We start from the raw sequence: 26,533 nt of genomic DNA on the forward strand, positions 1-26,533 counted from the left end.
GTGCATCCGTTCCACCGGCTGCGGCCGGCCCGCGCGTCCCTGCGCTGGAAGATCGCAGGGCTGGCCGCGGCGACGGCCTGCCTGGTCGCGGCGGCAGTGGGCGTACTCGTACACATGTGGACCGCGCAGGACATCCGCGGCCGGGCCGAAGCACAGGCCACCAACAGCGTGTACGCGGCCATGGCCACCTACCGGCGCACCGGAACCCTCACCGACGGCGCCGAGCTCGATCCGGCCGGCCTGCCCGCCGCACTGCGGCACCCGGCCGACAGCGATCGGCACACGGCCTACGACGGGCTCGTAGACGGGAATGTGGGCCCGAGCGTCTGGGGCGCCCAGCGGGTCGACGGTCCGGGGAACCGGGTGCTGGCCGTCCGGATCAACATGAGCTCGGAGCTCCACACCCTGCGCCGGCTCGACGCGGTCATGGTGGCCGCCTCGCTGATCGCCCTCGCGGCGGCCGTCCCCCTGGCGGTCTACGGAGCCGGGCTGCTGGGGCGTCGGCTGCAGCGGGTCTCCGAGACCGCGGTCCGGATCTCCGCCGGGGACCTGGATGCCCGCACCGGGCACACCAAGGGCCGTGACGAGGTGGCGGACATCGCCGCAACCGTCGACCTCATGGCGGACAGCCTCAGCCGACGTCTGCGCACCGAGCGGCAGTTCACCGCCGACGTGGCCCACGAGCTGCGTACCCCCGTCGGCGGTCTGCTGGCCGCCGTCGACCTGCTGCCGCCCGGTGAGACGGAGGAACGGCTCCGGGCCCGGGTGCGCGACCTGCGCGGCCTGGTCGAGGACCTCCTGGAGATCTCCCGGCTCGACGCCGGAGCCGAACAGCCGGTCCGCGCCCGTGTCCCCCTCGGCGCGGTCGTGTCCGAGGCCGTGACGCGCACCGGCCTCGACACCGAAGTCACCGACGCCGACACCGACGCCGACGCCGACGCCGACGCACCGAGCGAAGACGCCGCGCAGACCGTGGAGACCGTGGAGACCGACCCGCGACGCCTCGAACGGATCGTCGGCAACCTCGTCATCAACGCCCACCGGCACGGCGCCACCCCGGTACAGGTCACCGTCGAGGGCCGTACCGTCGTCGTCCGCGACCACGGCCCCGGCTTCCCCCCGGAACTGCTGCGCCACGGCCCGCGCCGCTTCCACACGGGCGCGACGGAGCGCGGCTCGGGCCACGGCCTGGGCCTGACCATCGCCCTGGGCCAAGCCCGGCTCCTCGGCGCGGAACTGCGCCTGGACAACGCCCCGGACGGCGGTGCCGTCGCCACCCTGCGCCTGCCGGCCTGACCGCCCGGTCCCTGCTACAGAACCGATACGAAGGGGAGCGGCTGCCGATACGCGGTCGCCCTGACCCCGATGCGTTCCCCGGACACCCTTCGAAGTGCACCTTCCGCACCCGAAGAGGAGTCCCCCTGTGCCCGCCCACTCGCTCACCCCGCACGAGCCGCGTACGCCGACCGGCATCGCGGCCGCCACCACCGACCTGTCGAAGGTCTACGGCAGCGGCGACACCCGTGTCGTCGCCCTGGACCGGGTCAGCATCGCCTTCCGGGAGGGCGAGTTCACCGCGATCATGGGTCCGTCGGGCTGCGGCAAGTCGACCCTGATGCACTGCGCCGCCGGGCTCGACTCGCCCAGCTCCGGCTCGGTGCGCGTCGGCACCACCGAACTGAGCACGCTGGGCGACCGGCAGCTCACCGCGCTGCGCCGCGACCGGATCGGCTTCGTCTTCCAGGCGTTCAACCTGCTGCCGACGCTGACCGCCCTGGAGAACATCACGCTGCCGCTGACCATCGCAGGTCGTCGCCCCGACCAGCAGTGGCTGGACCGCGTGGTCTCCATGGTCGGCCTCTCCCAGCGCCTCGACCACCGGCCCGCGCAGTTGTCCGGCGGACAGCAGCAGCGCGTAGCGGTCGCCCGTGCCCTGGTCTCGCGGCCCGCGATCATCTTCGGCGACGAGCCCACCGGCAACCTCGACTCCCGCGCCGGGGCAGAGGTCCTCGGCTTCCTGCGCGACTCGGTGCGCGAACTGGGCCAGACCGTGGTCGTGGTCACCCACGATCCGGTCGCCGCCGGCTACGCGGACCGCGTGGTCTTCCTCGCCGACGGCCGCCTGGTCGACGAGATGGCACGGCCCACCCCGGACCGGGTCCTGGACCGGATGAAGGAATTCGACACCCGCTCGCGCACCAGCTGACGACCAGCTCGTACACCGGCACCGCACCGCACCGCACGACACCACACCGCACCGGCACCGCCCCAGTCAGCCGCTCGCCTCCGTCGAGCCCGCCTCCCAGGATCCGCATCCCATGTTCCGTACCGCCCTGCGCAACGTGTTCGCGCACAAGACCCGCCTACTGATGACCGCATTCGCGGTCATGCTCGGCGTCACCTTCATCAGCGGCAGCCTCGTCTACGGCGACAGCCTGAGCCAGGCCACCACCGCCAGGGCGACCGACGGCTACGAGCGCATCGCCGTCAACGTCTCCGCCGATGCCGACCCCGCGAACGGCGGCCGACCGGGCGACCTCGACGCCACCACCGCAACCGCTCTGGCCGAGCTCCCCGGCGTCGCCGCCGCCGCCGGCCGGGTGGACGGCTTCGCCGCCGTCGCCGACCGCGCCGGCAAGCCCCTCGGCAACGGCACGAACGCCCAGGGCGGCAACTTCGCCCCGACGGCGGACGGCAAGGACCCCGCGTACCACTTCACCGAGGGTTCCGGCCCGACCGGCAACGACGCGATCGCCCTCGACGAGGCCACCGCCGCCGAGGGCGGCTACCGCGTCGGTGACACCGTGCGCGTCGGCACGGACAACGGCGCCGCCTCCTACACCCTCAGCGGCATCTTCCGCACCGACGGGACCAAGCTCCCCGCCGGGGGCAGCCTCACGCTGTTCGCCGACGCCACCGCACAGAGGCTCTTCCTCCAACCCGGCCACTACCAGAACATCGAACTCACGGCCACGCGCGGCACTGACGTGACGCAGCTCCTCAGCCGCGTCGAATCGGTGCTGCCCAAGGGCACCAGCGCGGTCACCGGCGCCCGGCTCGCCCAGATCCGGGCGAACCTCGCCACGAGCGGCACCACCACCACGAGCCAGATCCTGGTCGGTTTCGCCGCGGTCGCCCTGTTCGTCGCCACCTTCCTCATCTCCAACACCTTCACCATGCTGGTCGCCCGGCGCACCAGGGAGCTGGCCCTGATGCGGGCCGTCGGAGCCACCCGCGAACAGGTGCGGCGCATCCTGCTCACCGAGTCCCTCCTCGTCGGCGCGATCGCCTCCGTGGCCGGCCTCGCCGTCGGCACCGGGGTCGCCGCACTGCTCCAGACGCTCTTCACCGACACCCCGGCCGCGCCGCTCGTCCTCACCCCGACCACCGTGATCATCTCCATGCTGGTCGGCACCCTCCTGCCCATGGTCGCCGCATGGCTCCCGATCCGCCGGGCCATGGCCATCCCGCCCGTCGCCGCGCTCAGCGCCGCCGAGTACACGGCCCCCGCACGCCCCGGCTCCCTGCGTACCGGCCTCGGCGCCGCACTGCTGCTCGCCGGCACCGCCGCCGTCGTGTACGGAGCCCTCACCACGGGGAAGGACGCCCGGACCGTCATCGGTCTCGGCGCGGCCATCGCGCTGACCGGGACGATCGGCCTCATCCCGCTGCTGGCCCGGCCCGTCGTCACCCTGTTCCGGCCGCTGCTGACCCGCGTGGCCCCGGTGCACGGCGACCTCGCCGTCCGTAACACCGTGCGCGACCCGCGCCGCACCGGCGCCACCGCTGCCGCGCTCGCCATCGCCCTCACCCTCGCCTCGGGCCTGTCCGTCCTGGGGGCCTCGGCCGCCCAGTACCTCGACCGCGCGACCACCCACGCCCTCAGCGCCGACTACGTGGTGAAATCCGCGGGCGGCCGGCGGATGGCCCCTACCACCGCCACGCCCCTGAAGCAGCTGGCCGGCGCCACGTACAGCCCGCTCAACCAGTCCACCGGATACCGCCTGGGCGGCAGCGAGTCCGTCCTGACCGGCGTCGACCCCGCCACCATCGGCAAACTACTGCGGTACGACGTCCTCGAAGGCTCCCTCGACAGCCTTGCCAAGGGCCGGATCGCCGTGGCCGACTTCAAGGCCGCGCAGGCGGGCTGGCACGTCGGGCAGACCCTGCCCCTGGAGAGGCAGAACGACCAGCGCGGCAGCGTCACCATCGGTGCCATCTACCAGGCGGACGAGCAGAGCGACCTGATGCCCAGCATCACCGCACCCGATTCCGTCGTCGCCCGCTACGACTCCACCCCGAGCACCGCCGCGATCCTCGTCGCCACGGCCGGCGGGCCCAGCCGGGCCGCGCTCGCAGGCGTCGCCCACGCCCTCGGCGACAACCCCACGCTGAGCGTCCTCGACCAGGCGGGCATCCGCGCCCAGGACAGCCGTGGCATCGGCGACCAGCTCAACGTCTTCTACGCCCTGTTGAGCATGGCCCTGGTGATCGCCGCACTGGGCATCGCCAACACCCTCGCCATGTCCGTCCTCGAACGCCGCAAGGAGCTCGGCACGCTGCGCGCCCTCGGTCTGGACCGCGCCGGAGTGAGCCGGATGATCCGCCTGGAAGCCCTGCTCCTCGGCGCGCTCGGCGCGACCCTCGGCACGGTCATGGGCGTCTGCCTCGGCTGGGCACTGGGACGCACCCTCCAAGCGCACGTCGCGGGCTACGAGTTGGTCCTGCCCTGGGGCCGCCTCGCCCTCACCGTCCTGATCGCCCTGGCAGGCTCGCTGCTCGCCTCGCTCTGGCCCGCCCGCAGGGCCGCCCGCGTCGACATCTCCGCCGCGACAGCAGCCCAGTGAACCCCGGGGGGACACTGTCGGGACACCCGGTTCCCGCATCCCGGCCGAAGACTGGTCCGATCCGAGAACCCGCCCGCAACCGCACCCCTCACTTCGGTGCGGGGGTCTGGGTCTGGGGCGTGGCCGCCCATGAGGCGAGCAGGCGAAGTCCCTCTTCGGAGGGTGATCCGGGTTCGGCGGTGTAGATGGTGAGGGTCCGTGGGAGGTTGCGGCCGGCCTCGGTGCGCAGGACGGCGACGGCCGGGGAGACGCCGGCGGGGCTGCCGCGCTCCAGCTTGGCGTAGTACGCGACGCTGACGTCGGCGAGCACCGCGAGCTCGCTCCTGCTCCGGCCGGGCACGCGTCGGCGGGGGGCGGCGGGCAGTCCCGCCCGTTCTGATCTTCGCGCGCTGCCAGGTGCGGAACTCGCGGACCTCTTCCCGGTTGTCCACTCTCCGACCGTAGGTCCGGAGCGCCCTGGGAGGGGTGTACTGCCGGGACACCCCTTGTCGGTGACTCGCTGCGCGCGCGAAGGCCGGGTTACCGAGTACGTCACTCTGGTGCCGGCCGATCCGCGCTGTCCCGTTCGTTGCCCGGTCGGCGCGAGCCCCACCCGCTCCAGGGCGTAGTCGAGCCACGTGGTGAACCGTGCGTACACCGTCATGGTCCACAACCGGCTGCAGGAGCGTCCGGCGAACACCCTGAGGGGACGTCACTTCTGGTTTCCACAGGACAGGGCGTGCGCGCTCGCATAGGAACGAGGTTCCGGGTCAGCTCCGGGACCAGCGGTCGGTCAGTGTCGTGATGGATGCCGCGGTGCGGTCGAGTCCCGCGTCGTCCCCGCGGACCGTGCGGTTCAGTTCGAGGTGCAGGAAACGGACATCGTCGCCCGCCGCGACCTGGCCCTGCTCGTTCTCCGTTCCCGAGAGCCGGCACCGTTCGGAGTAGGCCGTGCAGACCCGGCGGCCATCGCGGCGCAGCGCCGCTGCCAACTCCTCGGCGTCCGCCGTGGCCTTGTCGCCGGCGCCCGTGGACACCACCGCGTCGCGGCCGGGGAACGACTCGTTGGCGAAGCCGTGCAGCTGGATCCCCGGGAGGTCACGCCGCATCAGCTCGCCCACCACGCCGTGGAAGACGGAGTCCGTACGGTGGGCCATGTCGGCCGCGCCGTCCCGGCCCGCGTTGCGGTGGGCCCCGGCGATCACCAGCACCCCGCCCGGTGCTCCGCGGAGCACCCGTGCGCCCAAGAGCTCGGTGCGGGCGTCGGCGATGGGGTGGGGGACCTGTACCGACCAGCGCGGGCGATGGTCGAGGTCCACGTACACGCGTCCCCAGCCCCGGTTGTCGCGGCCCGATTCGCTCACCGCGTCCGCGACTTCGGCGTACCGGCGCCCGCTCACGCCGTCCGTCACGGTGTGCACGGCGTAGCCGACGGTGGCGAGCTGGGTCCGCGCCGCGTCCTGGTCGCCGTCGAGCAGGAGGGCGACGCCCCGGGTGAGCGCCTGTCGTTCTCCGCTCGTGGGGACGCGGTAGCCCCCGTGCTCGCCGAAGCCGGCGGCGAAGCGGGCGATCCGGCCCACGAGGTCGTTGTCGGCGGTTGCCTGGGGCGCGGGGGCGGCCTGCCGTGCGGGAGGCGTTCCGTCCGACCGCACGGCAAAAAGCACCAAAACGGCGCAAAGCAGAGCAAGCGCGCCACATAGTGTCGCAATTGTTATTCGCTGGGTCGATGGTGCGCTCATAGTCATATGAAAATAGCGGAGCGGCGCCTTCCGAATACCCTTGCGCCATCCCCTCGGCCACACCGGCTCCAGGACGAAACGAAGAGGAGCCTGCGTTGGCCGCGTCGCGACCGAGGCGGCGGCGCCGTGCGCGCCGTAGAGCGGACATGTCCCTGATGGGCGGCATCCGCCCACCCATCGCAGCCCTGTCCGCCCTGCTGCTGGCCCTCGCCGCCCTCACCGCGTTCCAGCTCGGCCACGTGGGCAAGGGAACCGTACCGCCCGCCGTCCTCACCTCCCAGCAGCACTTCGCGGAGGACGGCGCCATCGCCCTGCGCGCCTCGCTCGACGAGAGCGTCACCGACATAGGCCGGACCGCTTCCCTGTTCACCGCAGGTGAGCCGGTCTCACCGGACTCGGTGCTCGACAAGCTCGGCAACGTGTACCAGAAATGGCGCGGCACGGCGGTGATCGAGATCAAGTCGGGACGGCTCGAAGCTCAGCGCGGCGAGAACCTCCCGCTGACCGCCCTCGACCTCACCACCCTCAACGCCCCCAACGGCCTCGCCCCTCGCATGGTGCGGCTCGAAAACGGCGAGACGCGCCTCCTCACCCTCGCCCTGCTCTCCTGGCAGGGGCACCCGCAGCAGCTCCTGGTCGCCTCCAGCAGTCTGAAGGTGCCGGGTATCAGCCTGGGCCAAGGACGCGCGATCGCCGTCCTCGACGCCGCCGGCCATGTCCTCGACAGCAGCGGCGTCGGCAACTCGGGGCGCGAGCGCAAGCAGCTCGACGCGTTCGCGAAGACCACAGCGCAGAAGGCGAAGCAGCACCCCCTGCAGTCCAAGGAGCCGGGCTCCGGCGGCTTCCCCGGCGTCAGCGGCAGCCTGCTCGGGGACGCCGCGTCCGGTCACCGTTCCGTGGCCGGCTACGCGAAACTCGCCGGTCCGGCACCCGGTGAGGGCACCGACGCGACCGCCCTCGGGCTCACCGTCGTCTCGTTCGTCAGCGTCACCGAACAGGGCTCCGCCGTCGGCGACTCCTTCTTCTGGCTCGCCGCGGCCGGCGCCCTGCTCGTCCTCGGGGCGCTCGCCGTCGCCCTGCTCGTCGTCACCGTGCAGCGCCCGCTGCTCCAGCTGTTCCTGGAGAGCCGTCGGATCGGCCGCGGTGACCTGCACCGCCCGGTCACCCTCCCGAAGTACGGTGAAGCGGCCCGCATCGGCGCCGCACTCGACCGACTGCGCCGCCAGTCGCTCGGGGAGTCCGGCACGCCCACCGACAGCCCGCGCCCGGGCCGCCGCGGCCGGATCGGAACGCGTGCCCTGCTCGCGGTGTGCGCAGTCCTCCTGCTGGTGTGGTCCGCACCGCTCCTGCTGACGCTCAACCGCGCGGGCACCTCCGTGAAGGTGCCCCAGACGGTCGTCGACGACCAGCGCGAGCGCACCGACACCCTCGCCGACCGGGCGCGTCGGGCCCTCAACGAAGGCCACGCCGACCTCGCTTCCGTCGCCTCGATCCTCACCGCCAAGGCGACCCCCGCCGAATTGACGGCCGTACTGGAACGCACCCGCAGCGAGCACACGCGTTACGAATCGCTCTACGTCCTGAAGTCCGACGGCAGCGTCATGGCGCGGGCCGGCGGCACGCCCCACCACAGTGGCACCAAGGCGGCCTCCCGTGAACCGGTGACCGTGATCGACAGCGGCCACGAGCCCGTGATCACCGAGTACGCCGAGGCGCCCGCACTCGGTGGCGCGGTCGTGGTCGGTGAGCTGCGCATGGATTTCATCAACGCGTTGCTGAGGCGGCCGGGGATGGGCGAGGTCCGCGTGGTCGATGCCAAGCACCGCGTCATCGGCTCCAACAGCGGTTACCGCGCCTTCACCAAGCTGCCGGACGCCGAGCTCGACGCTCTGGTGACGAGCGCCAACCAGAAGAGCGGCAAGGGTCCCGGCACCCGCAGCAGCGTGCTGCGTCACGGCGGTACCTACATCGCCGCCGCAGCGCCCATGACCGGTGGCGGAGTGGCCCAGCCGTTGGGCTGGACGGTCGTCACCCGGCAGCCCGCCAAGGGCCTGGAGATCGCCGCGTACACCACGCAGAACCGCACCGTCCTGGCCGGACTGCTCGGACTCACCGGCGCGGCGGCCTGCCTGGGCTGGCTGCACATCATCGTGGTACGACCGCTGCGCGCCCTCGCCGAGCGGGCCGAGGCCCTCGCCGACGGCGACCGTCGCACCGTCCTCTACCCGACCCACCACGACGAGGTCGGCGCCGTAACCCGCAGCCTCGAAGTCATCCGTCAGCAGCTGCAGGAGCAGCGCAAGCGGGATGCCGGCGGCGGCACCGGCCGGACGCCCGGCCGCGCCACCCCGGCCGGAAGGAACTGATCCGCCGTGCTCTTCCTCTACTGCGTGCTGCTCATCTGCTGCCTGGGCATGCTGGTCGCGGGCATCGTCGAGCAACGACGCCACTACGCCAACCTCGACCGGATACCCCACCGCGTCCTCGTCAACGGCATCCGCGGCAAGAGCTCCATCACCCGGCTCTGCGCCGGAGCACTGCGCGGCGGCGGACTGCGCACGGTCGCCAAGACCACCGGCACCGCGGCCCGCTTCATCCACCCCGACGCCACCGAGGAACCCGTCTACCGCAAGTTCGGCATCGCCAACGTCGTCGAACAGATCGGGATCGTCCGACGCGCCGCCGCCTACCAACCGGACGCCCTGGTCATGGAGTGCATGGCGGTCATGCCGGCCCTCCAGGAGATCAACCAGTCCAAGCTCATCCAGTCGACCATCGGCGTGCTGTGCAACGTCCGCGAGGACCACGTCGCCGAGATGGGCCCGACCCTCGACGACATCGGACGCTCCCTGTCGCGGTCGATGCCGCACGGCGGGATCTGCGTCACCGCTGAGAAGGAACGCTTCCACGTCCTCCAGCAGGAGGCGGACGCGCGCGACTGCAGGCTCATCTACGCCGACCCCGACACGGTCAGCGACGAGGAGCTGCGCGGATTCAGCTGGTTCACCTTCAAGGAGAACGTCGCCATCGCGCTCACCGTCGCCGAGCTGCTCGGCGTCGACCGCGAGACCGCCCTCCAGGGGATGTACGACGCCCCACCCGACCCGGGCGTGCTCTCCGTGGAACGGTACGTCGCGCCCGGCGGCAAGCGGGTGCGCTTCGCCAACGTCTTCGCCGCGAACGACCCCGAGTCCACGCTGATGAACATCAACCAGCTCCTCGACCTCGGGGCCGTCGACCGTCCACTGCACGTGGTGATCAACTGCCGGCCGGACCGGGTCGAGCGCAACGGCCAGATGGGCCAGATCGTGCCCGACCTGATGCCCGAGAAGGTCTTCGTGATCGGGCACCCCGCCAAGAGCGCCATCGACGCGATCCCCGCGGAGTGGCGCTCGCGCGCCGTCGACCTCGGCGGCGATCAGCGCGACGGCGAGGAGTTCATGCACGAGCTGCTCGGCCACCTGGGCGCGGAGTCCTCGCTGGTCGCCATCGGCAACATCCACGGTCAGGGGGAGATCCTGCTGGAGCACCTCGCGGAGCTCCCCGGGTTCGAGGACGAGCCCGCGCCCGAGCCGCCCGGCAAGGACCGGCCGCAGCAGCCGCAGTACGTCCCGCACCTCGACCCGTACGCGGACCTCACCGCCGCACAGGAGGCGCGGTACGCGCAGCCGCCCGTGCCCAGGCAGTACGTGGCGGATCAGCCGTACGCCGACCCGGCACAGTACGCGCAAGCCCCGTACCAGCAGCCGCCGTACGCGCAGGCCCCGTACCCGTATCCGTACCAGCAGTCAGCCGAACCGCAGTCGTACGACCCGCAGTGGCACGACCCGCAGCACTATCCAGGAGAGCCCCGTTGATCCCCGCAGTCCTCACACCCGAGATCGCCGCGATCGGTATCGCACTGGGCCTGCTCTTCTCCCTGCTGTGCTACCTGACCACGAATCTCTCGCCCGGCGGCATGATCACCCCGGGCTGGCTCGCCCTCACCCTCATCGAGGACCTGCAGCGGGCCGCCCTCGTCGTCGGCATCACCGTCCTGACGTACGTGCTGACGCTCGTCACGCAGAAGTTCGTGATCCTCTACGGCAAGCGGCTGTTCGCGGCCGTCGTCCTCATCGGCGTGCTCCTGCAGGCCACGGTAGTCATCGTGCTGCAGATGAAGTTCCCCCTGCTGTACGCCAACCAGACCCTCGGCTTCATCGTCCCCGGACTGATCGCCTACCAGCTGGTCCGCCAGCCCAAGGGCGCCACGCTCCTCGCCACCGGGTCCGCGACCCTCATGACGTACGTCGTCCTGACGTCGGGCATCTTGCTGGGCTTTCTGCCGCACGCCTGACCGACGCCCCGCCTGACCGACGCCCCGCCTGACCGACGCCGCGCCCGACCACCCGCACCGCCTGCCGTACCGCCCGGAGCCACGATGACCGCCAAACCCGCCCGTCGCGCCCGTCCCGTCCTGCACGCCTGCGTGGTGACGAGCCTGCTGGCCGCCAGCGCATACTTCACCTACGAGCTGCGCAGGGAGGAGCAGGCCCAGGCCCCTGCCGTCATGCGGGTAACCGACCAGGCGGCGAAGGGCGGCGCCAAGGGCGGTCAGGACGGCACCCAGAAGTGGGAGCGGCTGAAGAACCCGCAGCGCTCGGTGCTCCGCAGCGGGGACGGTGCCGTCCTCGCGACGTTCACCGACGGGGCCCGGACCGCGACCCTCACCGGCAAGAGCCGTACCTTCACCGAGCCGGCCACCACGCAGACCCGTGTCGTCACCGACACCTGGGTCCGCCTGCTGCCGGAGCCCTGGCGCGTCGGCGCGGAGCGCGAGCAGTGGTTCCAGGACTGGTTCAAGAAGTACTACGGCAGCGAGGAGGACGACATCTTCGCGATCGCCTTCCAGTACGGCGACCAGGCACCCGTCAAGAAGGACGCGGCCGGCGTCCCGTACGCGGGCGACGCGGCCTTCGGCCCGATCAACCCCAAAGGTTCCGAGGGCAACGACCTGCGTCTGGAGCAGTCGGACTTCTACGACTACCTCGGCATCCCGTACACCTTCCGCGACGGCACGAAGGAGCAGCCCGAGAAGGCCAAGTTTCGGGCCGTCGACTGCTCCGGCTTCATCCGAACCGTCTTCGGCTACCGCAGCCGTTTCCCGCTGGCAGCCACCGACACGGGCGGCAGCGGGCTGCCCCGTACCGCCAACGGCATGGCGCGCTCGAAGGCCGGAGTGGACATCCTGCCGCTCAAGGGGGTCACGGCGAAGGACCGGCCGACCTCCATCGACGTCCTGCAGCCCGGCGACCTGGTGTTCTTCAAGCTGGACGCGCGGACCGGCGAGCGCCTGGACCACACCGGCATGTACCTCGGCAACGACACGGACGGCCACAAGATCTTCATATCGAGCCGAGAAGAGGCCAACGGTCCCACCATCGGCGACAAGGGCGGCGCCTCCCGCATCGACGGCAACGGCTACTACGCCGCCACCCTGCGCAGCGCCAAACGCCTTTGACAGCCGCCGGGCGATGTCCGTAATTGATCTCGGGGCGTGCTCGGGCGAAGGTGACCCTGATAGTCGGCCTGCGGCCACGGGCGGGTTGCTGCCAGGGGCGCGGCCCGGCCAGGGCGCCGGCCACCGCAGGCGCTGGCCTGTCAGATCTCGCATCTAGGCTGTAGCAGAGATCGATCAAGGAGCAGGGCAGTGCGAATAGAGCGTCACCAGGTGGGGACGGCGGCCGTGTCGGCAGCGCGCGAGGACTTCACGAACCGCATCGGGGGCCAGGTGCGTTCCATGTCGAGGGCCGGCCGGATCACCACCTACGAATGGCAGTCGATCGCCGACGAGTTCCACGCCTATCTGGGCGCCCTCTCCGTCGAGACACCCGGCCTCGGCACCCCGGAGGCCAAGGCCGCCCTCAAGGACGCCTGTGAAGCCGCGGCCGGCGCCGTCGCCTACGCCGCGTACCACCCGCACTGCAGCTTCCAGGTGTTCCTGGACTACGTGAACTTCGGTATGAGTTACGACCCGGGCGACGACTCCCCCGAGGAGAGCGTCACGCCCGGGGAGTGGACCGACGCGCTCTGCCTGACGGTCCTCACGGACAAGGCCAAGTGGCACGGCGAGGCCTTCCACTTCGCCCGCGACAAGTTCGCCGCGCAGGCGCAGGGTACGCCGGCCGGGGAGCTCGCCACCGGCTTGATGGCCGTGGTCCTGGACGACACCGGCGACGACGAGGAGTACCCGCCGAGCACGCGGGCCAAGCTCACGGCCATTGACGCGGCCTTGGACCGCATCCGAGCCCGCGCCGCAGAGACCGGCGAGCCCTTGCTGGACCGGCCGGGCAGCGCGGCGCTCCATGCGCTGCGCGCCCTGGTCGCCGAGGACCGCGATGCCTTCGATGCCGCGCTCGCCGACCTCCTGACCAGGCACGCCGCCCTGCACGGCCGCGCCGCCTCCCCGAGCACTCTCCTCCCCCTGGTCCCTCTTGCTCTCGCCGCCCTCGCGCACCGGACATCGGGCTGGTCGCCGGCCGTCCGCACCGACTACCTCCCGTACGCCCTGATCACCGGCTTCGAGACGCCGGGCCCGCGGGTCGGGGGGTTCGGCCGAAACCGGCGGCCGGACGCTCTCGCCGCACTTGCCGCGGGCCCGCTGGTGGTGGAACGGCCGGCCTGTGAGCGCGCTGGTATCGAGCGGATCGAGGCCATGTACGAGGAACACCTGCGGGAGGCGTTCACTCCCGCCGACGGAAAGCCCCTCGCTGTCTGGCGTCTCGGCAGCGTCATGGGCGATCAGGAGCGCCTGTTCAAGTGGCGGGCGGGGAACCCCGGCGACGTCACGGACGCCCAGCTCGCAACCCTTCGGCTGGCCTCCCGGGCGGGGGCGGCCCTGTTCCGCATCGCGCTGGCGGAGCCGGGCACCGAGGTCGAGGTGACCATCGGCGGGCGCACACTGCGCTACCCGGCCGAGCGGGGCGAAGAAGCCGGTGCCGGGAACTGGCAGACCGCCACTGCGTTCGCCCTCATCACCGGCGAACGTGAGGACCTCGCCCCGCTGGTCCTCACCGGCCCCACCTTCGCCCGCCCGGATGGCTCCGCCTTCGCCGCCTACCGCGCAGCCCTGCACGCCTACCTGAAGGGCACCGACCCCGAAGCGGCAACGCAGCGGGCGCTGCAGGAGGCCGAGAAGGCAAAGGACTGGGGATTCGCGATGCCGCCGGCCGTGCTGCTGTCGCAGCTCGTGGAGGGCGACGAGGAGAGCTTCAACCTGGCCTTGGCCGACGCGCTGGAAGCCCATCGCGACTACTACCAGGTCGCCGACCGCGCCGATGGTCCAGATGTTTCCGTCGACCTCGACATCCTCGCCCTGGCCTGCCACGCCCGGCGCCGCGGCTGGGCTGTCCGCGTGGAGTCGCCGTACCTGCCGCAGGGTCTCCTGCGGGCTGCTGAACCCTTCTGAAGGCCCGTCCACAACTGAACGCACCGGGCGGCTCCTGCACCAAGGAGTCAATGCACGGCCGGTGCTGGCGCCTGCCCAGGTCCACGGCGAGATCGGCGTCGACCTGGGCAACGAGGCGGCACCGTCGACGCCGGTCGTGGCCCTGCCTTCGGCTCCGAGTGGGCACCAACCTCAAGACTCGGGCGTCCTACAAGGTTTGTTCGCTCCCCTGATCAAGCTTGCGGACGAGGGGTTGCACGAACCTGTGTCCGTCCGCCGTGAACGGATCGCCCTGGGCAGGTGACGCGTGTACGCGAGCCCCCCACGGCTTCGATGCGGGCAAGCTCCGCGCAGCGCGGACGGCCACCAACCCATCGGTGGCCCGGATCGCGCGGGCGGCGGCCACGCCAACGGTTCCGTGCCCCGGGGTGGTCAGCCGGCGCAGGGACGCCCCGAACTCCCGGCCGCCGCCGGGAGCCGGTGGGCATCGCCCCCGCCCCCCCAGGGGGGCCACCGGGCCGATCCGGGCCAGTTTTCTACTGCGGGAAGTGCGACGGGCCGGCGTACGCGCTCGGCGGACCTGTGGCCCACCGCCACACACGGCAGCACACATGAGAAAGGCAAGGAGGTCGTTTCCCACTCCTTGCCACTATCAAGATATAGCGCACAGGGGGCCTTGCGGCAAGGCCCCGGTCATGCTGCAGAATCTCCGATCGACCCGGAAAAGTGCGGGAAATCGGGGATTCACGAAGTACGTGCGCATTCGACGGCCTACGAGCGGCCGGGCGGGCGCACAGCAGCCGGGCGTTGGCAACACGCTCAATGGGGGTTTCTCATGACGAAGACAGACATGGCCGCGAACTCAGACCTGGACGCAGACGTGGACGCAGACGTGATCGTGGCCGGTGGAGGACCGACCGGCCTGATGCTGGCCTGGGAGCTGCGCCTGCACGGCGTGCGGGTGCTCGTACTGGAGCGGGAGACGGAGCCGACCCAGCAGTCCCGCGCCCAGGGGCTGCACGCCCGCAGCATCGAGGTCATGGCACAGCGCGGTCTGCTGGACCGGTTCCTCCCGCTCGGCAAGCAGTACATGGTCGGCGGCTTCTTCGCCGGGCTCGCCAAGTCCTGGCCGGAGCGGATGGACACGGCGCATTCGTACGTCCTGCACATCCCGCAGACCACCACCGAGCGGCTGCTGACCGAGCACGCCGTCGAGGCCGGCGCCGAGATCCGGCGCGGCTGCGAGGTGACCGGGCTGGACCAGGACGACCGCGGGGTGAGCGTCGAGCTGGCCGACGGTACGTGGCTGCGCTCGCGCTACGTCGTCGGCTGCGACGGCGGCCGCAGCACGGTGCGCAAGCTGCTCGGTGTCGCCTTCCCCGGCGAGCCCTCCCGGGTCGAGACGCTGCTGGGCGTGATGAAGCTCGACGTGGAGCCGGAGACGCTGGCCGCCGTGACGGCCGAAGTGCGCAAGACGCAGCTGCGGTTCGGTGCCATGCCCCTGGAGGACGGGGAGTACCGGGTCGTCGTACCCGCCGAGGGGGTGGCGGAGGACCGTGCCGCCGCACCGACCCTGGAGGAGTTCAAGCAGCAGCTGCGGGCTTACGGCGGCACCGACTTCGGCGCGCACTCGCCGCGCTGGCTCTCCCGCTTCGGCGACGCGACCCGGCAGGCCGAGCGGTATCGGGTCGGCCGGGTGCTGTTGGCCGGCGACGCGGCGCACATCCACCCGCCGACCGGCGGCCAAGGCCTCAACCTCGGTATTCAGGACGCGTTCAACCTGGGCTGGAAGCTGGCCGCGGAGGTCTCCGGCTGGGCACCGGACGGCTTGCTCGACAGCTACCACGCCGAACGGCACCCGGTGGCGGCCGACGTACTGGACAACACCCGTGCGCAGATCCAGCTGATGTCGTCCGAGCCGGGTGCGCAGGCGGTGCGCCGGCTGATGGCGGAACTGGTGGAGTTCGAGGAGGTGAACCGGTACCTCATCGAGAAGATCACCGCGATCGCGATCCGCTACGACTTCGGCACGGGCCATGACCTCCTCGGCCGCCGGCTGCGGGACGTCCAGCTGAAGCGGGGCCGCCTGTACGACCTGACGCACGAGGGCCGCGGTCTGCTCCTCGACCAGACCGGCCGCCTTTCGGTGGCGGGCTGGGCGGACCGCGTCGACCACGTCGTCGACGTCAGCGAGGAACTCGACGCGCCCGCGGTACTGCTGCGACCGGACGGCCACGTCGCCTGGGTCGGCGAGGACCAGCAGGACCTCCTCGCCCACCTGCCCGTGTGGTTCGGCACCGCCACGGCCTGACCGCACCACTGCGGGCCCGCCAGGCCTCCCGGCCCACGCCTCGGCCGGGAGGGGGCCCGCACGAGGGCGAACGCCCGGGCGGGTACCCCCGGGCCGGCCTGCTCCCACCGACCGGGCTTCCTGCGGCTGGCGGCAGGCTCCTGGCCTGGCAGGAGGTTTGCGCCTGGTCGGCCGCGGTGCGGGGTACGCGTTCACCTGTACGGGCCGTTTCCAGCGCCCGTAACCCGGGGAGGAACCGGCCGCTTCTTCACCCCGAGCAGCATCACGGAGGCATCTGTGCCCGACATGACCGGCCCCTACAAGCCCGGTACCCCCTGCTGGATCGACCTGGTGGTCCCCGACCAGCAGGCCGCCATCGACTTCTACAGTGACCTCTTCGGCTGGCAGGGAGAGGTCGGACCCGCCGAGCAGGGCGGGTACGCCGTCTGCACGCTCAAGGGCAAGCCCGTCGCCGGGATCATGAAGGCGATGAACCCCGATGGCAGCATCCCCGACCCGCTGCCGCCGACGATGTGGACCACCTACCTGTCCACCGACAACATCGACGGCACCCTCAAGTCCGTCACCGACGCCGGCGGCACGGTCATGATGGGCCCGATGGACGTCATGGACCTCGGCCGCATGGCCGTCATCACCGACCCGACGGGCGCCGTGGTCGGCCTCTGGCAGGCCGGCACCTTCGACGGCGCGGGCATCGTCAACGAGCACGGCGCGCTGATTTGGAACGAGTTGGCCACCGCCGACGTCCCGGCCGCCGCCGCCTTCTACTCCTCCGTGCTGCCCGTCACCACGGCCCGCTCCGAGATGCCCGGCGCCGAGGGGTACGTCGAGTTCAAGGTCGACGACCGGGCGGTCGGCGGGATCATGGACCTGTCCAAGCTCCCGCCCGGCGTCCCCCCGCACTGGCAGCCGTACTTCCACGCGGACGACGTCGACGAGGTCCAGGCCGCGGCCGTCCGCGCCGGCGGCAGCGTCCTGGCCCCGGCCTTCGACATGGCGGCCGGTCGGATGGCCGTCCTCGCCGACCCGCAGGGCGGATCCTTCTCGGTGATCACCGCGTCGGCCCCCGAGAATTCCTGACCTCGAACGGCCGGACCTTCCGGCGCCGCACCTACTTCGGGTGCGGCGCCGGGGGCCACCGGTCAACGGCTGGTCGGGCTGTTGGATCGGCTCCCGGCCCATCTCGTGCGCGCACCGTGCGGAACTCCTCGCCAGAGGAGACCGGCCCAGGGAGAGACGCCGACGTTCGGCCGGTACTGGGCGCGGTTCAGGTGCCTCTTCTGCTCGGGCTGCGCGACTGGACGACCATCCGTGCAGGAGCGACCCCAGGTACTCGCTCACCTTTCCACGGTGGTGCCACCGGTCTCGAACACCATCGGGTGTCCACCAGGTTCAGGACCTCGGCCGTGGTCGTCGAATGGCGAAACACGTACTCACCGAAGTACTCGCCGCCGTAGAGCACATGACGGGGCGCGGGCAGGCGGCCCGTCCAACAATTGTCGGCGATGCCGGTGCTCACCTCCTCGCCTCGAAGGCCAAGGCTCCTGGGCCAACGGCGCAGCCGTGCTCGGCGCCCGGCACTCCGCCGACCTCGATGCGGTCGCCGAGCAGGCCACCCGCAGCCGGAGTGGGCATCCCCCGGCCAGACCAGACTCCCTTCAGGCGGTCGCCCCCACCGACGGGCTTTCCGCCGAAACCCTCTGCGTGGGCACGACGGTCGCCGGATCTCCAGGCCGGCCGGCTGAGCGCGACCGGAGGCCGCGTACCGGCGGTCTCCCAGGACGCGTCCACCGAGGCCCTGTCTCGCGACGGGCGAGAGCGTCCTGGGACAGCCCGCGGGCAGGTGTGGCGGGCGCCCGAGGGACGCCCGGCCGACCTGGAGCGAGGCGTCATCTATGCTTCAAGGCGGCCGCTGTGCGGTGACTCGTCGCCGTACGCGACACCTGCGGAACGGTCAGTCCGGCCGGTCGGAGACAGCGACCTGCGTCGGTCCCGGCCGGGACGGGCACCGGATGGTGCCGATCATCAGCATCCTGGGGAATCGAGTGACCGCCCGGACGCGGTCAGTGGTGGGGGCGCCCGGGCCACCCGCCCGCGAAGAAGAAGACCCCCAGGGAGAAGTGAGGTATGCCGGTGATCTGCGTCGGAGGCATGATCGGAATCGGCAAGACGAGTGTCGCCGAGTTGCTGGCCAAGGAGCTGGGCAGCGAGGTCTTCTACGAAAGCGTGGACGACAACCCGATCCTTCCGCTCTTCTACACGGCGAGCCCCGAGGAGATCCAGGCCAAGCGCTACCCCTTCCTCCTCCAGCTCTACTTCTTGCAGACGCGGTTCGCCTCGATCAAGGAGGCGTACAAGCGGGGCGACAACGTCCTCGACCGGTCCATCTACGAGGACTGGTACTTCGCCAAGGTCAATCACGACCTGGGCCGGATCAGCTCCCTGGAAATGCGGGTGTACGAGGGGCTGCTCGACGAGATGATGCGCGAGATCGACGGCCTGCCCTACCGCAAGGCACCCGATCTCATGGTCTACCTCAAGGCGGACTTCGAGACGGTGCTGCACCGCATCGGGCTGCGGGGCCGCGGCTTCGAGCAGGACGAGGGCCTCGTCGAGTACTACCGCACCCTGTGGTCGGGCTATGACGACTGGGTCCACAAGCACTACTCGGCCAGCGAAGTCCTCGTCATCGACATGAACCACACGGACGTCGTGCACAACCCCGACGACGCCGCCCGCGTGGCGCAAGAGGTCAAGGACGCCCTGGCGGCGGCGCGACACCACGGCTGAGACCGTCCCACCCGGCCCGATGCGAGCCCCGCGCCGCCCCGCGCTCGCCCCGCCCCGCCCCGAGACCCGGCGGAAATCCCTTCGGCCGCGTACGACGAGGATCTGTGGGGGGCGCGGGCGGGTCAGCGGGCGATCGAGATCGCGAAAGGCGCAAATCCGCTGGCCCGAATCACGTGCGGTACGAACAGGATCGCGGCCTCCGTGGCGCGGGCGGTCTGGATTCCGCCGAGATCGGTGATCCACTCCTCGCGCCAGCCGAGGTCGATGAGCAGGTCACGGACAGCCTGCTTCGCCTGCGGGTCGTCGCCGGAGAGGAAGGCGTCGGGCGCCCGGGTGAGCGTGGCGGGCGCGGTCATCACCGGGAAGAGCATGGTGTTGAGCGTCTTGACGACGCGCGTCCCCGGGAGCGCTTCCTGGAGTTGCTCGGCGAGGCTCGAGCCGGGGTAGAGAAGGTGGGCGGGCAGTCCGTCCGGGCCGTCGACGGTGGCGTTGGAGACGTCGACGAGGATCTTGTCGCGCAGTTCCTCGCGGAGGGCGACGAGCCGGTCCAGCGAGCCGGCTCCCGGGGTGGCGTTGATGACGATCCGGGCCGTGCGGGCAGCGTCGGCGGCGGCGCCCGGCGTGCGGTCCGTGACGGTCACCTCGTGCCCTGCCCGGGTGAGGGCTGTGGCCAGGTTGCCGCCGACGCGGCCGTTTCCGAGAACTGCGATCGTGGTCATGATGATCCGGTCCTTCCGTGGGTGCGGGTGGTGGTGCGCGGTCAGCGTGAGAGCGTGGCGACGGCCTCGGCGTGGACGCCGGGCGCGGCGGCCAGGAGGCTCTGGCTGCGCGGGGTCCAGGGGCGACCCTCGGCGTCGGAGATCCGTCCGCCGGCCTCGGTGACGAGCAGCGCCCCGGGCAGCAGGTCCGCGCGGGCGCCGGCGTACTGCCAGAAGGCGTCGATCCGGCCGGCGGCCACGTCCAGCAGGTGCAGGGTCGCGGGCACCGCGGTGCGTACGACGAGCGCGTCGAAGAGCATCGCGGTGATCGAGGAGCCGACGCGCCGCACCACCATCTCGTCCTCGTCCGGTCGGGCCTGGCTGGTGGCCACGATGCTCAGGCCGAGGTCCGCGGTCTGGGAGACGTGCAGCGGTCGGCCGTCGAGGTAAGCGCCCGCGCCGGTGAGCGCGGTGTAGGTCTCGCCGGTCAGCGGCCGGTGGACAGCGGTGAGCACCGGCTGGTTCTCCCGCACGAGGGTCGCGGTCACCGCCCACTCCGGCAGACCGCGCAGGTGGTTGACGTTGCCTTCGGCCGGATCCACGACCCACCACTCGCCGGGCGGCAGCGCCCCGCCGTCCAGCTCCTCCTGCACCCAGCCGGCGTCCGGGCGCAGGCGCGTGAGGCGGGGGCGCAGGATGTCGAGGGCCGTTTCGTCGTTGGCGGCGAGCGCACGCATCAGCTCTTCGCGGGTCCGGTAGCCGACCACCTCGCCGAACCGCTCGCGCAGCGCCGAACCGGCCGCGCGCACGGCGTCCGCGGTCTGGGCGAGGAGGTCGGCGTCGGAGGAGACGAGGTCGGTGGTCCGGGGCGTTGCGGACATGGTGGTGCTCCTGTCTGAGGAGGGGTGATGGAGCCGGTCGCGGCCGCGTTGTGCGTTCCGTCTCGCGCTCTTCCTCGAAGGTATCCAGCGTCGCGATTAACAACAACTGCATGTAGAGCACGGCTAGGATTACTCCCATGCAACTGGATTTGAACCTGCTCACCGCGCTGGACGCGCTGCTGGAGGAGGGCAGCGTGGCCGGGGCGGCCGCGCGCCTGCACGTCACCGCCCCCGCGATGAGCCGGAGTCTGGGCCGGATCCGGCGCACGACCGGGGACCAGATCCTGGTGCGCACGGGCCGCACGATGACCCCGACGCCGTACGCGATCGCCGTCCGGGAACAGGTGCACGAGCTGCTGCACCAGGTCCAGGGGGTGCTGGCACCGAGCCGTGAACTCGATCTGGCGACGTTGGAGCGCACTTTCACGCTCCGCTGGCACGATTCCCTGGTGGCTTCGAGCGGTCCTGCACTGCTCTCGGCCGTACGCGGACAGGCGCCGGGGGTGCGATTGCGCTTCGTCGCGGAATCGAGCATCGACACCCCCGAGTTGCGGCGCGGCGAGGTCGACCTGGAGGCGAACGCCAACCCCGCGGGCGCGCCGGACATCCGTACCGAGAGCGTGGGCGAGTCCCGCCTCGTCGCCGTCGTGCGGCCGGGGCACCCCCTCACCCGCGTCAGGACCGTCACCGCGAAGCGGTACGCCGCCGCCGAGCACGTCACCGTCTCGCGGCGCGGAAACCTCGGCAATGCCCTCGACGAGGCCCTCGCGCGGCTCGGCCTCACCCGCCGCGTGGTGGCGACCGCGCCCACCGAGGCGGCCGCGCTGGAGTTCGCACGCGGCTCCGATCTCGTGATCAGCGTTCCCGAAGCCACCACGCGCTCCGCGGTCGCCGACCTCGGCCTGGTCGTGCTCCCCCTCCCCCTCGAACTCCCTTCGGCGCGGCTGTACCTGTCGTGGCATCAGCGCTACGACACCGACCACGCCCACACCTGGCTGCGCGGGCTGGCACGTACCGCCCTGGCCGTGGACGGAGCCTCGTAGCCGGCGCCGTCGGGTCGCTTCACCCTCGTGTGACCTGCTGGTTCGGTGATCTTCCTGCGTCGCGGGCCGTCGGCTCGTAGCGTCTGGGTGGGAGGCGGTTGTTCGAGACCGCCGTCGAAGGAGCGCAGGAGGGAAGCCGGCCATGTCGGAAGTGATCGAGAGCCTGGCGCACGAGGGTGGCACCGTACTCGTCACCGCGTTGGCCACCGGACTGGTGGGCGCCGCCCGGAGGCTGCCGCAGCTTTGGCGCCGTGAGGGCGCCGAGCAGCGGATGGCGGCGGAACTGGAACGTTCGGCCCGGGAACTCGCCGACTCGGAGGCCGAGAACCCCGCTGTCGGGGCGCGCGTGGCGGTCGTATGGGAGACCCGGCTGCGCGACCTGCTGCTGACCGATCCGGCGGCCCGCGGCGAACTGGAGCAGCTCTTGGCCGAGATGCGGCGCGAGCACCCGCAGGTGTCGACGACCACCACCCAGCACATCACCGCGAGCGCCCCGAACTCGACGGCGCAGGGCGTGATCGGAGGCAGCATCCACAACCACTCCCCCGCCGCACCTCCCGGTACCAACACGCTCCCGGCGTCGGACACCCGGGCATGACCGCCCCCAGGCCGTCCGGTGGAGAGGAGCCCACAGCGGGATTCCGGGGCGGCGCCGAGGACCCCGAGGGCGCCAGGATCGTCCAGAACGTCTACGCCTTCGACGGCTTCGCGTACGGAGCGATCAACGCGGACATCCACATCCACGGTGACGGCCGGCCCGTGTACGTACTCGCCGAGCACGAGCCGCCGGACGGCGACCCCGACCCGGCCTGGATCGAGCAGCCCAGCCGACTGCTCAACGCGGGCAACGCGGTCGTTCCGTTCACCGGACGCGAAGCCGAGGTGAGCGAGTTGATCCGGTGGCGCGGCCCGGGCGCGGGCGGCGCCGGAGCCGATGGCGCCGGCCGCAGCGGCCGTGCGCTGGCCGTCCGTTGGCTGCACGGCCCGGGCGGCCGGGGCAAGACCCGGCTGGCCGATCACTTCGCCGCGCGGTCCGTCCGCCAGGGGTGGAAGACGGTCGTCGTCCGGCACGGCGGTACGGTCCTGCCCGAGTCCGCGGGTAGCCACGACGCCCGCGCCGGCCACCTCCGCGGGCTGCTCGTCCTGGTGGACTACGCCGACCGGTGGCCCCTGCGCGACCTGGCCTGGCTGTTCGCCAACAGCATGTTCGACGGCGGCCCGCGCGGCGGCGCCCACGGTGAGCGCATTCCCGTCCGGGTCCTGCTGATGGCCCGTACGCCGCACGCCTGGCCGGCGGTGAAGTCCATGATCGGTGGACGGGCGGATGCCTCCGCGTGCGAACTGGCGCCACTGGCGAGCGAACCGGGCGACCGGGAGCGCATGTTCACCACCGCGCGCGCCGAACTCGCGGAGCTGTACGGGCGACCCGACGCGGCATCGGCCCCCTCCGCGGTATCGCTGGCGGACCCCGCCTTCGGGCTCACGCTCACCGTGCACATGGCGGCCCTCGTCGCCGTGGACGCGCACGTGCACGGGCGGACGGCCCCTCGGGACCCGGCCGGGATGTCGGCCTACCTGCTGGAGCGGGAGCACGAGAACTGGCGGAGGCTGTACGAGAACGGCGCGGCCGGCCTGGACTTCCGCACCGCACCGGACGACATGGCGAGCGTCGCGTTCGTCGCCACCTTGACCGGCGCCTCCACCTGGGAGGCGGCCGCGGCGGCCCTGGAACGGGCGGGCGTGGCCGACGTACCCGGGACCGTGCGGTGCCTCCTGCGCGACCACGCCCGCGTCTACCCGCCGCTGGACCCGCGCACCGTACTCGAACCGCTCTGTCCCGACCGGCTGGCCGAGGACTTCCTGGCACTGACCGTGCCCGGGCACGCGGTCACCGGCTACCGCGCCGACGCCTGGGCGGCGGGGGTCCCGAAGGCACTGCTGACGGCGCCCGGCGCCGCCGCCGTCGCCCCGCGCGCCGTGACCCTCCTGGCTTCGGCGGCCGATCGATGGCCCCACCTCGCCGAACAGGTCCTCCACCCCCTGCTGCGGGAGCACCCCGACGTCGCGCTCGACGCGGGCAGCGCCGCCCTGGTGGCCGTCAGCGCCATCGACAGCACCGACCAGGAGGTCCTCGAAGCCATCGAACAGGCCGCGTTCGAGAGGCTGGGCGGCCTGCCACATGTCGACCTGGACACCGGCCTCGCCGCCGTCACCGTACGCCTGGCCACCCTCGTCGAACCCGGAACCTCCGATGCCGGACGGGCCGGGCTGTACCGGCACCTCGTGCTGAGCCTGGGCCGCGCGGGACGGTGGGCCGAGGCCCTCACGTACGCGCGGCGGACCGTGGACCTGCACAATCACCCCGCCGCCCCCGCACGCGACCGGGCCGGAGCTCTGTCCGCCCTGGCGGTTGCCCTGGCGCACGCCGGCGAGCACGCCGAGGCCATGGAGCGGTCCCAACAGGCCGTGGACCTCTACGAGACGCTGGTGCGGGCCGACCCCGACGCCCACACGGTGCTGCTCGCCGAGGCACTGGGCAACCATGCCAACCGGCTGGCAGGGGCCGGGCAGCGGCGCGAGGCCCTGGAGTGTTCCACCCGCTCCGTCGAGCTGATCGGATCGGCGCTGCCCGAATCCATGCCGTTCCCTCGCGTCCAGTCACTCGCGACGGGCACGACGTTGGCCAACCACGCCACCCTGCTGTACGAGGAAGGGCGGCACGAGGAGGCCCGGGACTACTACCGCCGTGCCACGGAGCAGTTCCGTGGCCTGGGCGAGAGCGATCACTCCGTCACCCGCCCCATGGAGGCACGCCTGGCGCTCAACCAGTCGCTCCTGGATGCCGCGGCGGGCGACCTGGAGGAAGCGGTGGCCCGATCCGCGGTGGCGGTCGAGCACTTGACGGAGCTGGCTGAGATCAATGCGGGGACCCACCTGCCGGAACTGGCCAGTGCCCTCGCCACGCACACCGGACACCTGTGGGGGTTCGGGCTCCGCGAAGAAGCCCTGGTGCGCTCCCGGCAGGCCGTCACGGCCTGGGACAAACTGGCCGACCAGAACCCCGGCGCGCACCAGATGGGCCTGGCCTCGGCGTTGCGCAACCATGCCGGGTACCTCGCGCAGGCCGGCCGGCGCGAGGACGCCCTGGATTACTCGCGCTGGGCCCTGGGCCTGGCCGAGGAGCTGAGCGGGGATACGGCCGAGGAAGCGGCCGATACCCCCGGCGGGACATCGGGCGGGACATCGGGCGGGACATCAGGCCGGGAATCGAATGCATCCGGACGCGGAACCGACCTCTTCGAGCTGGCGCGCAGCCAATGGGCGTACGCGTTCGTCAGGTCCACTCTGGGCACCGAACTCGACGACGGGCTCGTCGCGGCGGCCCGGGCCGTCCGGACCTTTCGTGAGCTGGCGGAACGGAATCCTGAGACGTACACCGCCGACCTCCTGGGCGGGTACGCGCTCCTCGCCGACTTGCTGGAGCGCCTGGGGCGGGGCGAAGAGGCCGCCGACGTGCGTCTGACGGCCGCCCGGCGGCGCGCCGAGGCGGCCGCCGACGGAGCCGCCGGGACCGATGGAACCGATGGACCCCACGGACCCGGTGCAAAGGACCAGCTCGAACGGGCCTACCGGGCGGAAGCCGAGACGGGCCACATACCCGCGATGATCCACCTCGGTCGTCTGCTGGAACAGGCGGACCGGTTGGATGAGGCCGAACCATGGCTGCGGCGCGCCGCCGAGACCGGCCATCCCACGGCCATCGTGCTCCTGGCCGGCGCCCTGCTCGCCCGGGGCCGGGCCGACGAGGCCGAACCCTGGCTGGAGCGCTCCGCCCGCACCGGCGACGTCACGGCCATGAGCCTGCTCGGCGAGCGACTGACCAGCACGGGCCGCGGACCGCAGGCCGAGCCGTGGCTGCGCAAGGCCGCCGAGGCGGGTGACACCACCGCCCTCTACGCACTCGGAGTCCTCCTGGAAACCACCGGGCGGATGGACGAAGCCGAACTCTGGCTGCGCCAGGCCGTGCGGGCCGGCCATCCACGCGCCGCCGGCACCCTCGGCGTCGTCCTGTACGACAGCGGCCGTGCACGGGAAGCCGAACCGTTCCTGCGGCAAGCGGCCGACGCCGGTAGCGCGAGCGCGATGAGCAACCTCGGGACGCTCCTCTACGCGGCGGGCCGGACGCGAGAGGCGGAGGACGCCTACCGGCGCGCGGTGGCCGCCGGATTCGACCGCGCCCAGTACGACCTCGGCGTACTCATGGACAACACCGGGCGACCCGCCGAGGCCGACCAGTGGTACCGCCGGGCCGCCGCGTCCGGACACCTGCTCGCCGCCGCCGCCCTGGCCATCCGGCTCTGCGAAGCCGGGAAGCTGCGCGAGGCCGAACCGTGGCTGCGGCGCGCGGCCGACGCGGGGGACCCGGCCTCGATGGTCAACCTGGGGCTCCTGCTCGAGCGGACCGGCCGGGGCCCCGAAGCGGAACAGTGGCTCCGGCGCGCCGCCGAGGCCGGGGAGGTCGGGGCCATGGGCCCACTCGGCAGCTTGCTCTGCGAGCTCGGCAGGCTGCGCGAAGCCGAGCCGTGGCTGCGGCGCGCGGGCGACGCCGGTGACGTCACGTCCATGGTCAACATGGGGTACCTGCTCTTCCACGACGGCCGCAAGGCCGAGTCCGAGCAGTGGTACAGGCGGGCCGCAGCAGCGGGCGACGCGACGGCCGCGAAACTGCTACGCGGCCGGCTGTTCAGGGGAGCCAAGGAGAAGCCCCGGCGCCGCTGGGGCTTCCGCCCACCCGACTGACCCTCCGACACCGCCGCGG

General features: G+C 72.0%; 17 protein-coding genes and 1 pseudogene. 14 read left to right on the forward strand and 4 right to left on the reverse strand.

The features are described 5' to 3' along the window. From ACZ4M3_RS21205 to ACZ4M3_RS21215, 3 genes are all read left to right on the forward strand, one after another. On the forward strand, positions 1-1,296 hold the full coding sequence (locus ACZ4M3_RS21205; RefSeq protein WP_467734821.1) for a sensor histidine kinase: 1,296 nt from the start codon (positions 1-3) through the stop codon (positions 1,294-1,296). A gap of 127 nt (positions 1,297-1,423) precedes the next feature. Continuing rightward, the gene (locus ACZ4M3_RS21210; RefSeq protein ID WP_467734823.1) at positions 1,424-2,206 is read left to right on the forward strand and encodes an ABC transporter ATP-binding protein; all 783 of its coding nucleotides are present in this window, start codon (positions 1,424-1,426) and stop codon (positions 2,204-2,206) included. Between the two features lie 112 nt (positions 2,207-2,318). Next, positions 2,319-4,847, forward strand: a complete 2,529-nt coding sequence (locus ACZ4M3_RS21215) for an ABC transporter permease (protein WP_467734825.1) — start codon at positions 2,319-2,321, stop codon at positions 4,845-4,847. Positions 4,848-5,082: 235 nt separating this feature from the next. Here ACZ4M3_RS21215 and ACZ4M3_RS21220 read toward each other — a convergent pair. Both ACZ4M3_RS21220 and ACZ4M3_RS21225 read right to left on the reverse strand, forming a co-directional pair. Then, a pseudogene (locus tag ACZ4M3_RS21220) lies at positions 5,083-5,278 on the reverse strand (transcriptional regulator); the annotation flags it as partial. A 318-nt stretch (positions 5,279-5,596) separates the two neighbouring features. Next, positions 5,597-6,478, reverse strand: a complete 882-nt coding sequence (locus tag ACZ4M3_RS21225) for a hypothetical protein (protein ID WP_467734827.1) — start codon at positions 6,476-6,478, stop codon at positions 5,597-5,599. A 233-nt stretch (positions 6,479-6,711) separates the two neighbouring features. Here ACZ4M3_RS21225 and ACZ4M3_RS21230 point away from each other — a divergent pair, with 233 nt between their 5' ends. The 8 genes from ACZ4M3_RS21230 (at position 6,712) to ACZ4M3_RS21265 (ending at position 19,092) form a co-directional block, all read left to right on the forward strand. Beyond that, positions 6,712-8,931 carry a HAMP domain-containing protein gene (locus tag ACZ4M3_RS21230; RefSeq protein ID WP_467734829.1) on the forward strand — a complete coding sequence of 740 codons (2,220 nt, stop codon included), beginning with the start codon at positions 6,712-6,714 and terminating at the stop codon, positions 8,929-8,931. Positions 8,932-8,937: 6 nt separating this feature from the next. Further along, complete coding sequence (gene pgsB / locus ACZ4M3_RS21235; RefSeq protein WP_467734831.1) at positions 8,938-10,422, forward strand: poly-gamma-glutamate synthase PgsB; 1,485 nt, start codon at positions 8,938-8,940, stop codon at positions 10,420-10,422. Continuing rightward, positions 10,419-10,901, forward strand: coding sequence for a poly-gamma-glutamate biosynthesis protein PgsC/CapC (locus ACZ4M3_RS21240; protein ID WP_136213015.1), 483 nt, complete (start codon positions 10,419-10,421; stop codon positions 10,899-10,901). Before pgsB ends, ACZ4M3_RS21240 begins: the two co-directional genes overlap by 4 nt. 84 nt (positions 10,902-10,985) lie before the next feature. Beyond that, entirely contained in the window at positions 10,986-12,065 is a 1,080-nt protein-coding gene (locus tag ACZ4M3_RS21245) for a C40 family peptidase (protein ID WP_467734833.1), read from the forward strand. Positions 12,066-12,275: 210 nt separating this feature from the next. Further along, entirely contained in the window at positions 12,276-14,012 is a 1,737-nt protein-coding gene (locus ACZ4M3_RS21250) for an immunity 49 family protein (protein WP_467735461.1), read from the forward strand. Between the two features lie 814 nt (positions 14,013-14,826). After that, positions 14,827-16,302, forward strand: coding sequence for a rifampin monooxygenase (gene rox / locus ACZ4M3_RS21255; protein ID WP_467734835.1), 1,476 nt, complete (start codon positions 14,827-14,829; stop codon positions 16,300-16,302). Positions 16,303-16,587: 285 nt separating this feature from the next. Next, entirely contained in the window at positions 16,588-17,382 is a 795-nt protein-coding gene (locus tag ACZ4M3_RS21260; RefSeq protein ID WP_467735463.1) for a VOC family protein, read from the forward strand. 1,047 nt (positions 17,383-18,429) lie between these two features. Continuing rightward, positions 18,430-19,092, forward strand: coding sequence for a deoxynucleoside kinase (locus ACZ4M3_RS21265; RefSeq protein WP_467734837.1), 663 nt, complete (start codon positions 18,430-18,432; stop codon positions 19,090-19,092). 122 nt (positions 19,093-19,214) lie between these two features. Here the strand turns inward: ACZ4M3_RS21265 and ACZ4M3_RS21270 are convergent, their stop codons facing one another. Continuing rightward, entirely contained in the window at positions 19,215-19,811 is a 597-nt protein-coding gene (locus ACZ4M3_RS21270) for an NADPH-dependent F420 reductase (RefSeq protein WP_467734838.1), read from the reverse strand. Between the two features lie 41 nt (positions 19,812-19,852). After that, positions 19,853-20,671 carry an inositol monophosphatase family protein gene (locus ACZ4M3_RS21275; RefSeq protein ID WP_467734840.1) on the reverse strand — a complete coding sequence of 273 codons (819 nt, stop codon included), beginning with the start codon at positions 20,669-20,671 and terminating at the stop codon, positions 19,853-19,855. Positions 20,672-20,808: 137 nt separating this feature from the next. Here ACZ4M3_RS21275 and ACZ4M3_RS21280 point away from each other — a divergent pair, with 137 nt between their 5' ends. The 3 genes from ACZ4M3_RS21280 (at position 20,809) to ACZ4M3_RS21290 (ending at position 26,514) form a co-directional block, all read left to right on the forward strand. After that, positions 20,809-21,714 carry a LysR family transcriptional regulator gene (locus tag ACZ4M3_RS21280; RefSeq protein WP_467734842.1) on the forward strand — a complete coding sequence of 302 codons (906 nt, stop codon included), beginning with the start codon at positions 20,809-20,811 and terminating at the stop codon, positions 21,712-21,714. A 142-nt stretch (positions 21,715-21,856) separates the two neighbouring features. Next, on the forward strand, positions 21,857-22,312 hold the full coding sequence (locus tag ACZ4M3_RS21285) for a hypothetical protein (protein WP_467734844.1): 456 nt from the start codon (positions 21,857-21,859) through the stop codon (positions 22,310-22,312). After that, positions 22,309-26,514: a tetratricopeptide repeat protein gene (locus tag ACZ4M3_RS21290; protein WP_467734846.1), complete on the forward strand. Its 4,206-nt coding sequence runs from the start codon at positions 22,309-22,311 to the stop codon at positions 26,512-26,514. The genes ACZ4M3_RS21285 and ACZ4M3_RS21290 overlap by 4 nt, the downstream gene beginning before the upstream one ends. The last annotated feature ends 19 nt before the right edge of the window (positions 26,515-26,533 follow it).

This window comes from Streptomyces sp. NPDC026522 (assembly GCF_055567555.1).

Excerpts from the sequence above, each read along its gene's own strand:
- ACZ4M3_RS21215 (WP_467734825.1), top strand. The coding sequence starts at position 2,319 with ATGTTCCGTACCGCCCTGCGCAACGTGTTCGCGCACAAGACCCGCCTA.
- ACZ4M3_RS21230 (WP_467734829.1), top strand. The coding sequence starts at position 6,712 with ATGTCCCTGATGGGCGGCATCCGCCCACCCATCGCAGCCCTGTCCGCC.
- ACZ4M3_RS21245 (WP_467734833.1), top strand. The coding sequence starts at position 10,986 with ATGACCGCCAAACCCGCCCGTCGCGCCCGTCCCGTCCTGCACGCCTGC.
- rox (WP_467734835.1), top strand. The coding sequence starts at position 14,827 with ATGACGAAGACAGACATGGCCGCGAACTCAGACCTGGACGCAGACGTG.
- ACZ4M3_RS21260 (WP_467735463.1), top strand. The coding sequence starts at position 16,588 with ATGACCGGCCCCTACAAGCCCGGTACCCCCTGCTGGATCGACCTGGTG.
- ACZ4M3_RS21265 (WP_467734837.1), top strand. The coding sequence starts at position 18,430 with ATGCCGGTGATCTGCGTCGGAGGCATGATCGGAATCGGCAAGACGAGT.
- ACZ4M3_RS21270 (WP_467734838.1), bottom strand. The coding sequence starts at position 19,811 with ATGACCACGATCGCAGTTCTCGGAAACGGCCGCGTCGGCGGCAACCTG.
- ACZ4M3_RS21275 (WP_467734840.1), bottom strand. The coding sequence starts at position 20,671 with ATGTCCGCAACGCCCCGGACCACCGACCTCGTCTCCTCCGACGCCGAC.
- ACZ4M3_RS21280 (WP_467734842.1), top strand. The coding sequence starts at position 20,809 with ATGCAACTGGATTTGAACCTGCTCACCGCGCTGGACGCGCTGCTGGAG.
- ACZ4M3_RS21285 (WP_467734844.1), top strand. The coding sequence starts at position 21,857 with ATGTCGGAAGTGATCGAGAGCCTGGCGCACGAGGGTGGCACCGTACTC.
- ACZ4M3_RS21290 (WP_467734846.1), top strand. The coding sequence starts at position 22,309 with ATGACCGCCCCCAGGCCGTCCGGTGGAGAGGAGCCCACAGCGGGATTC.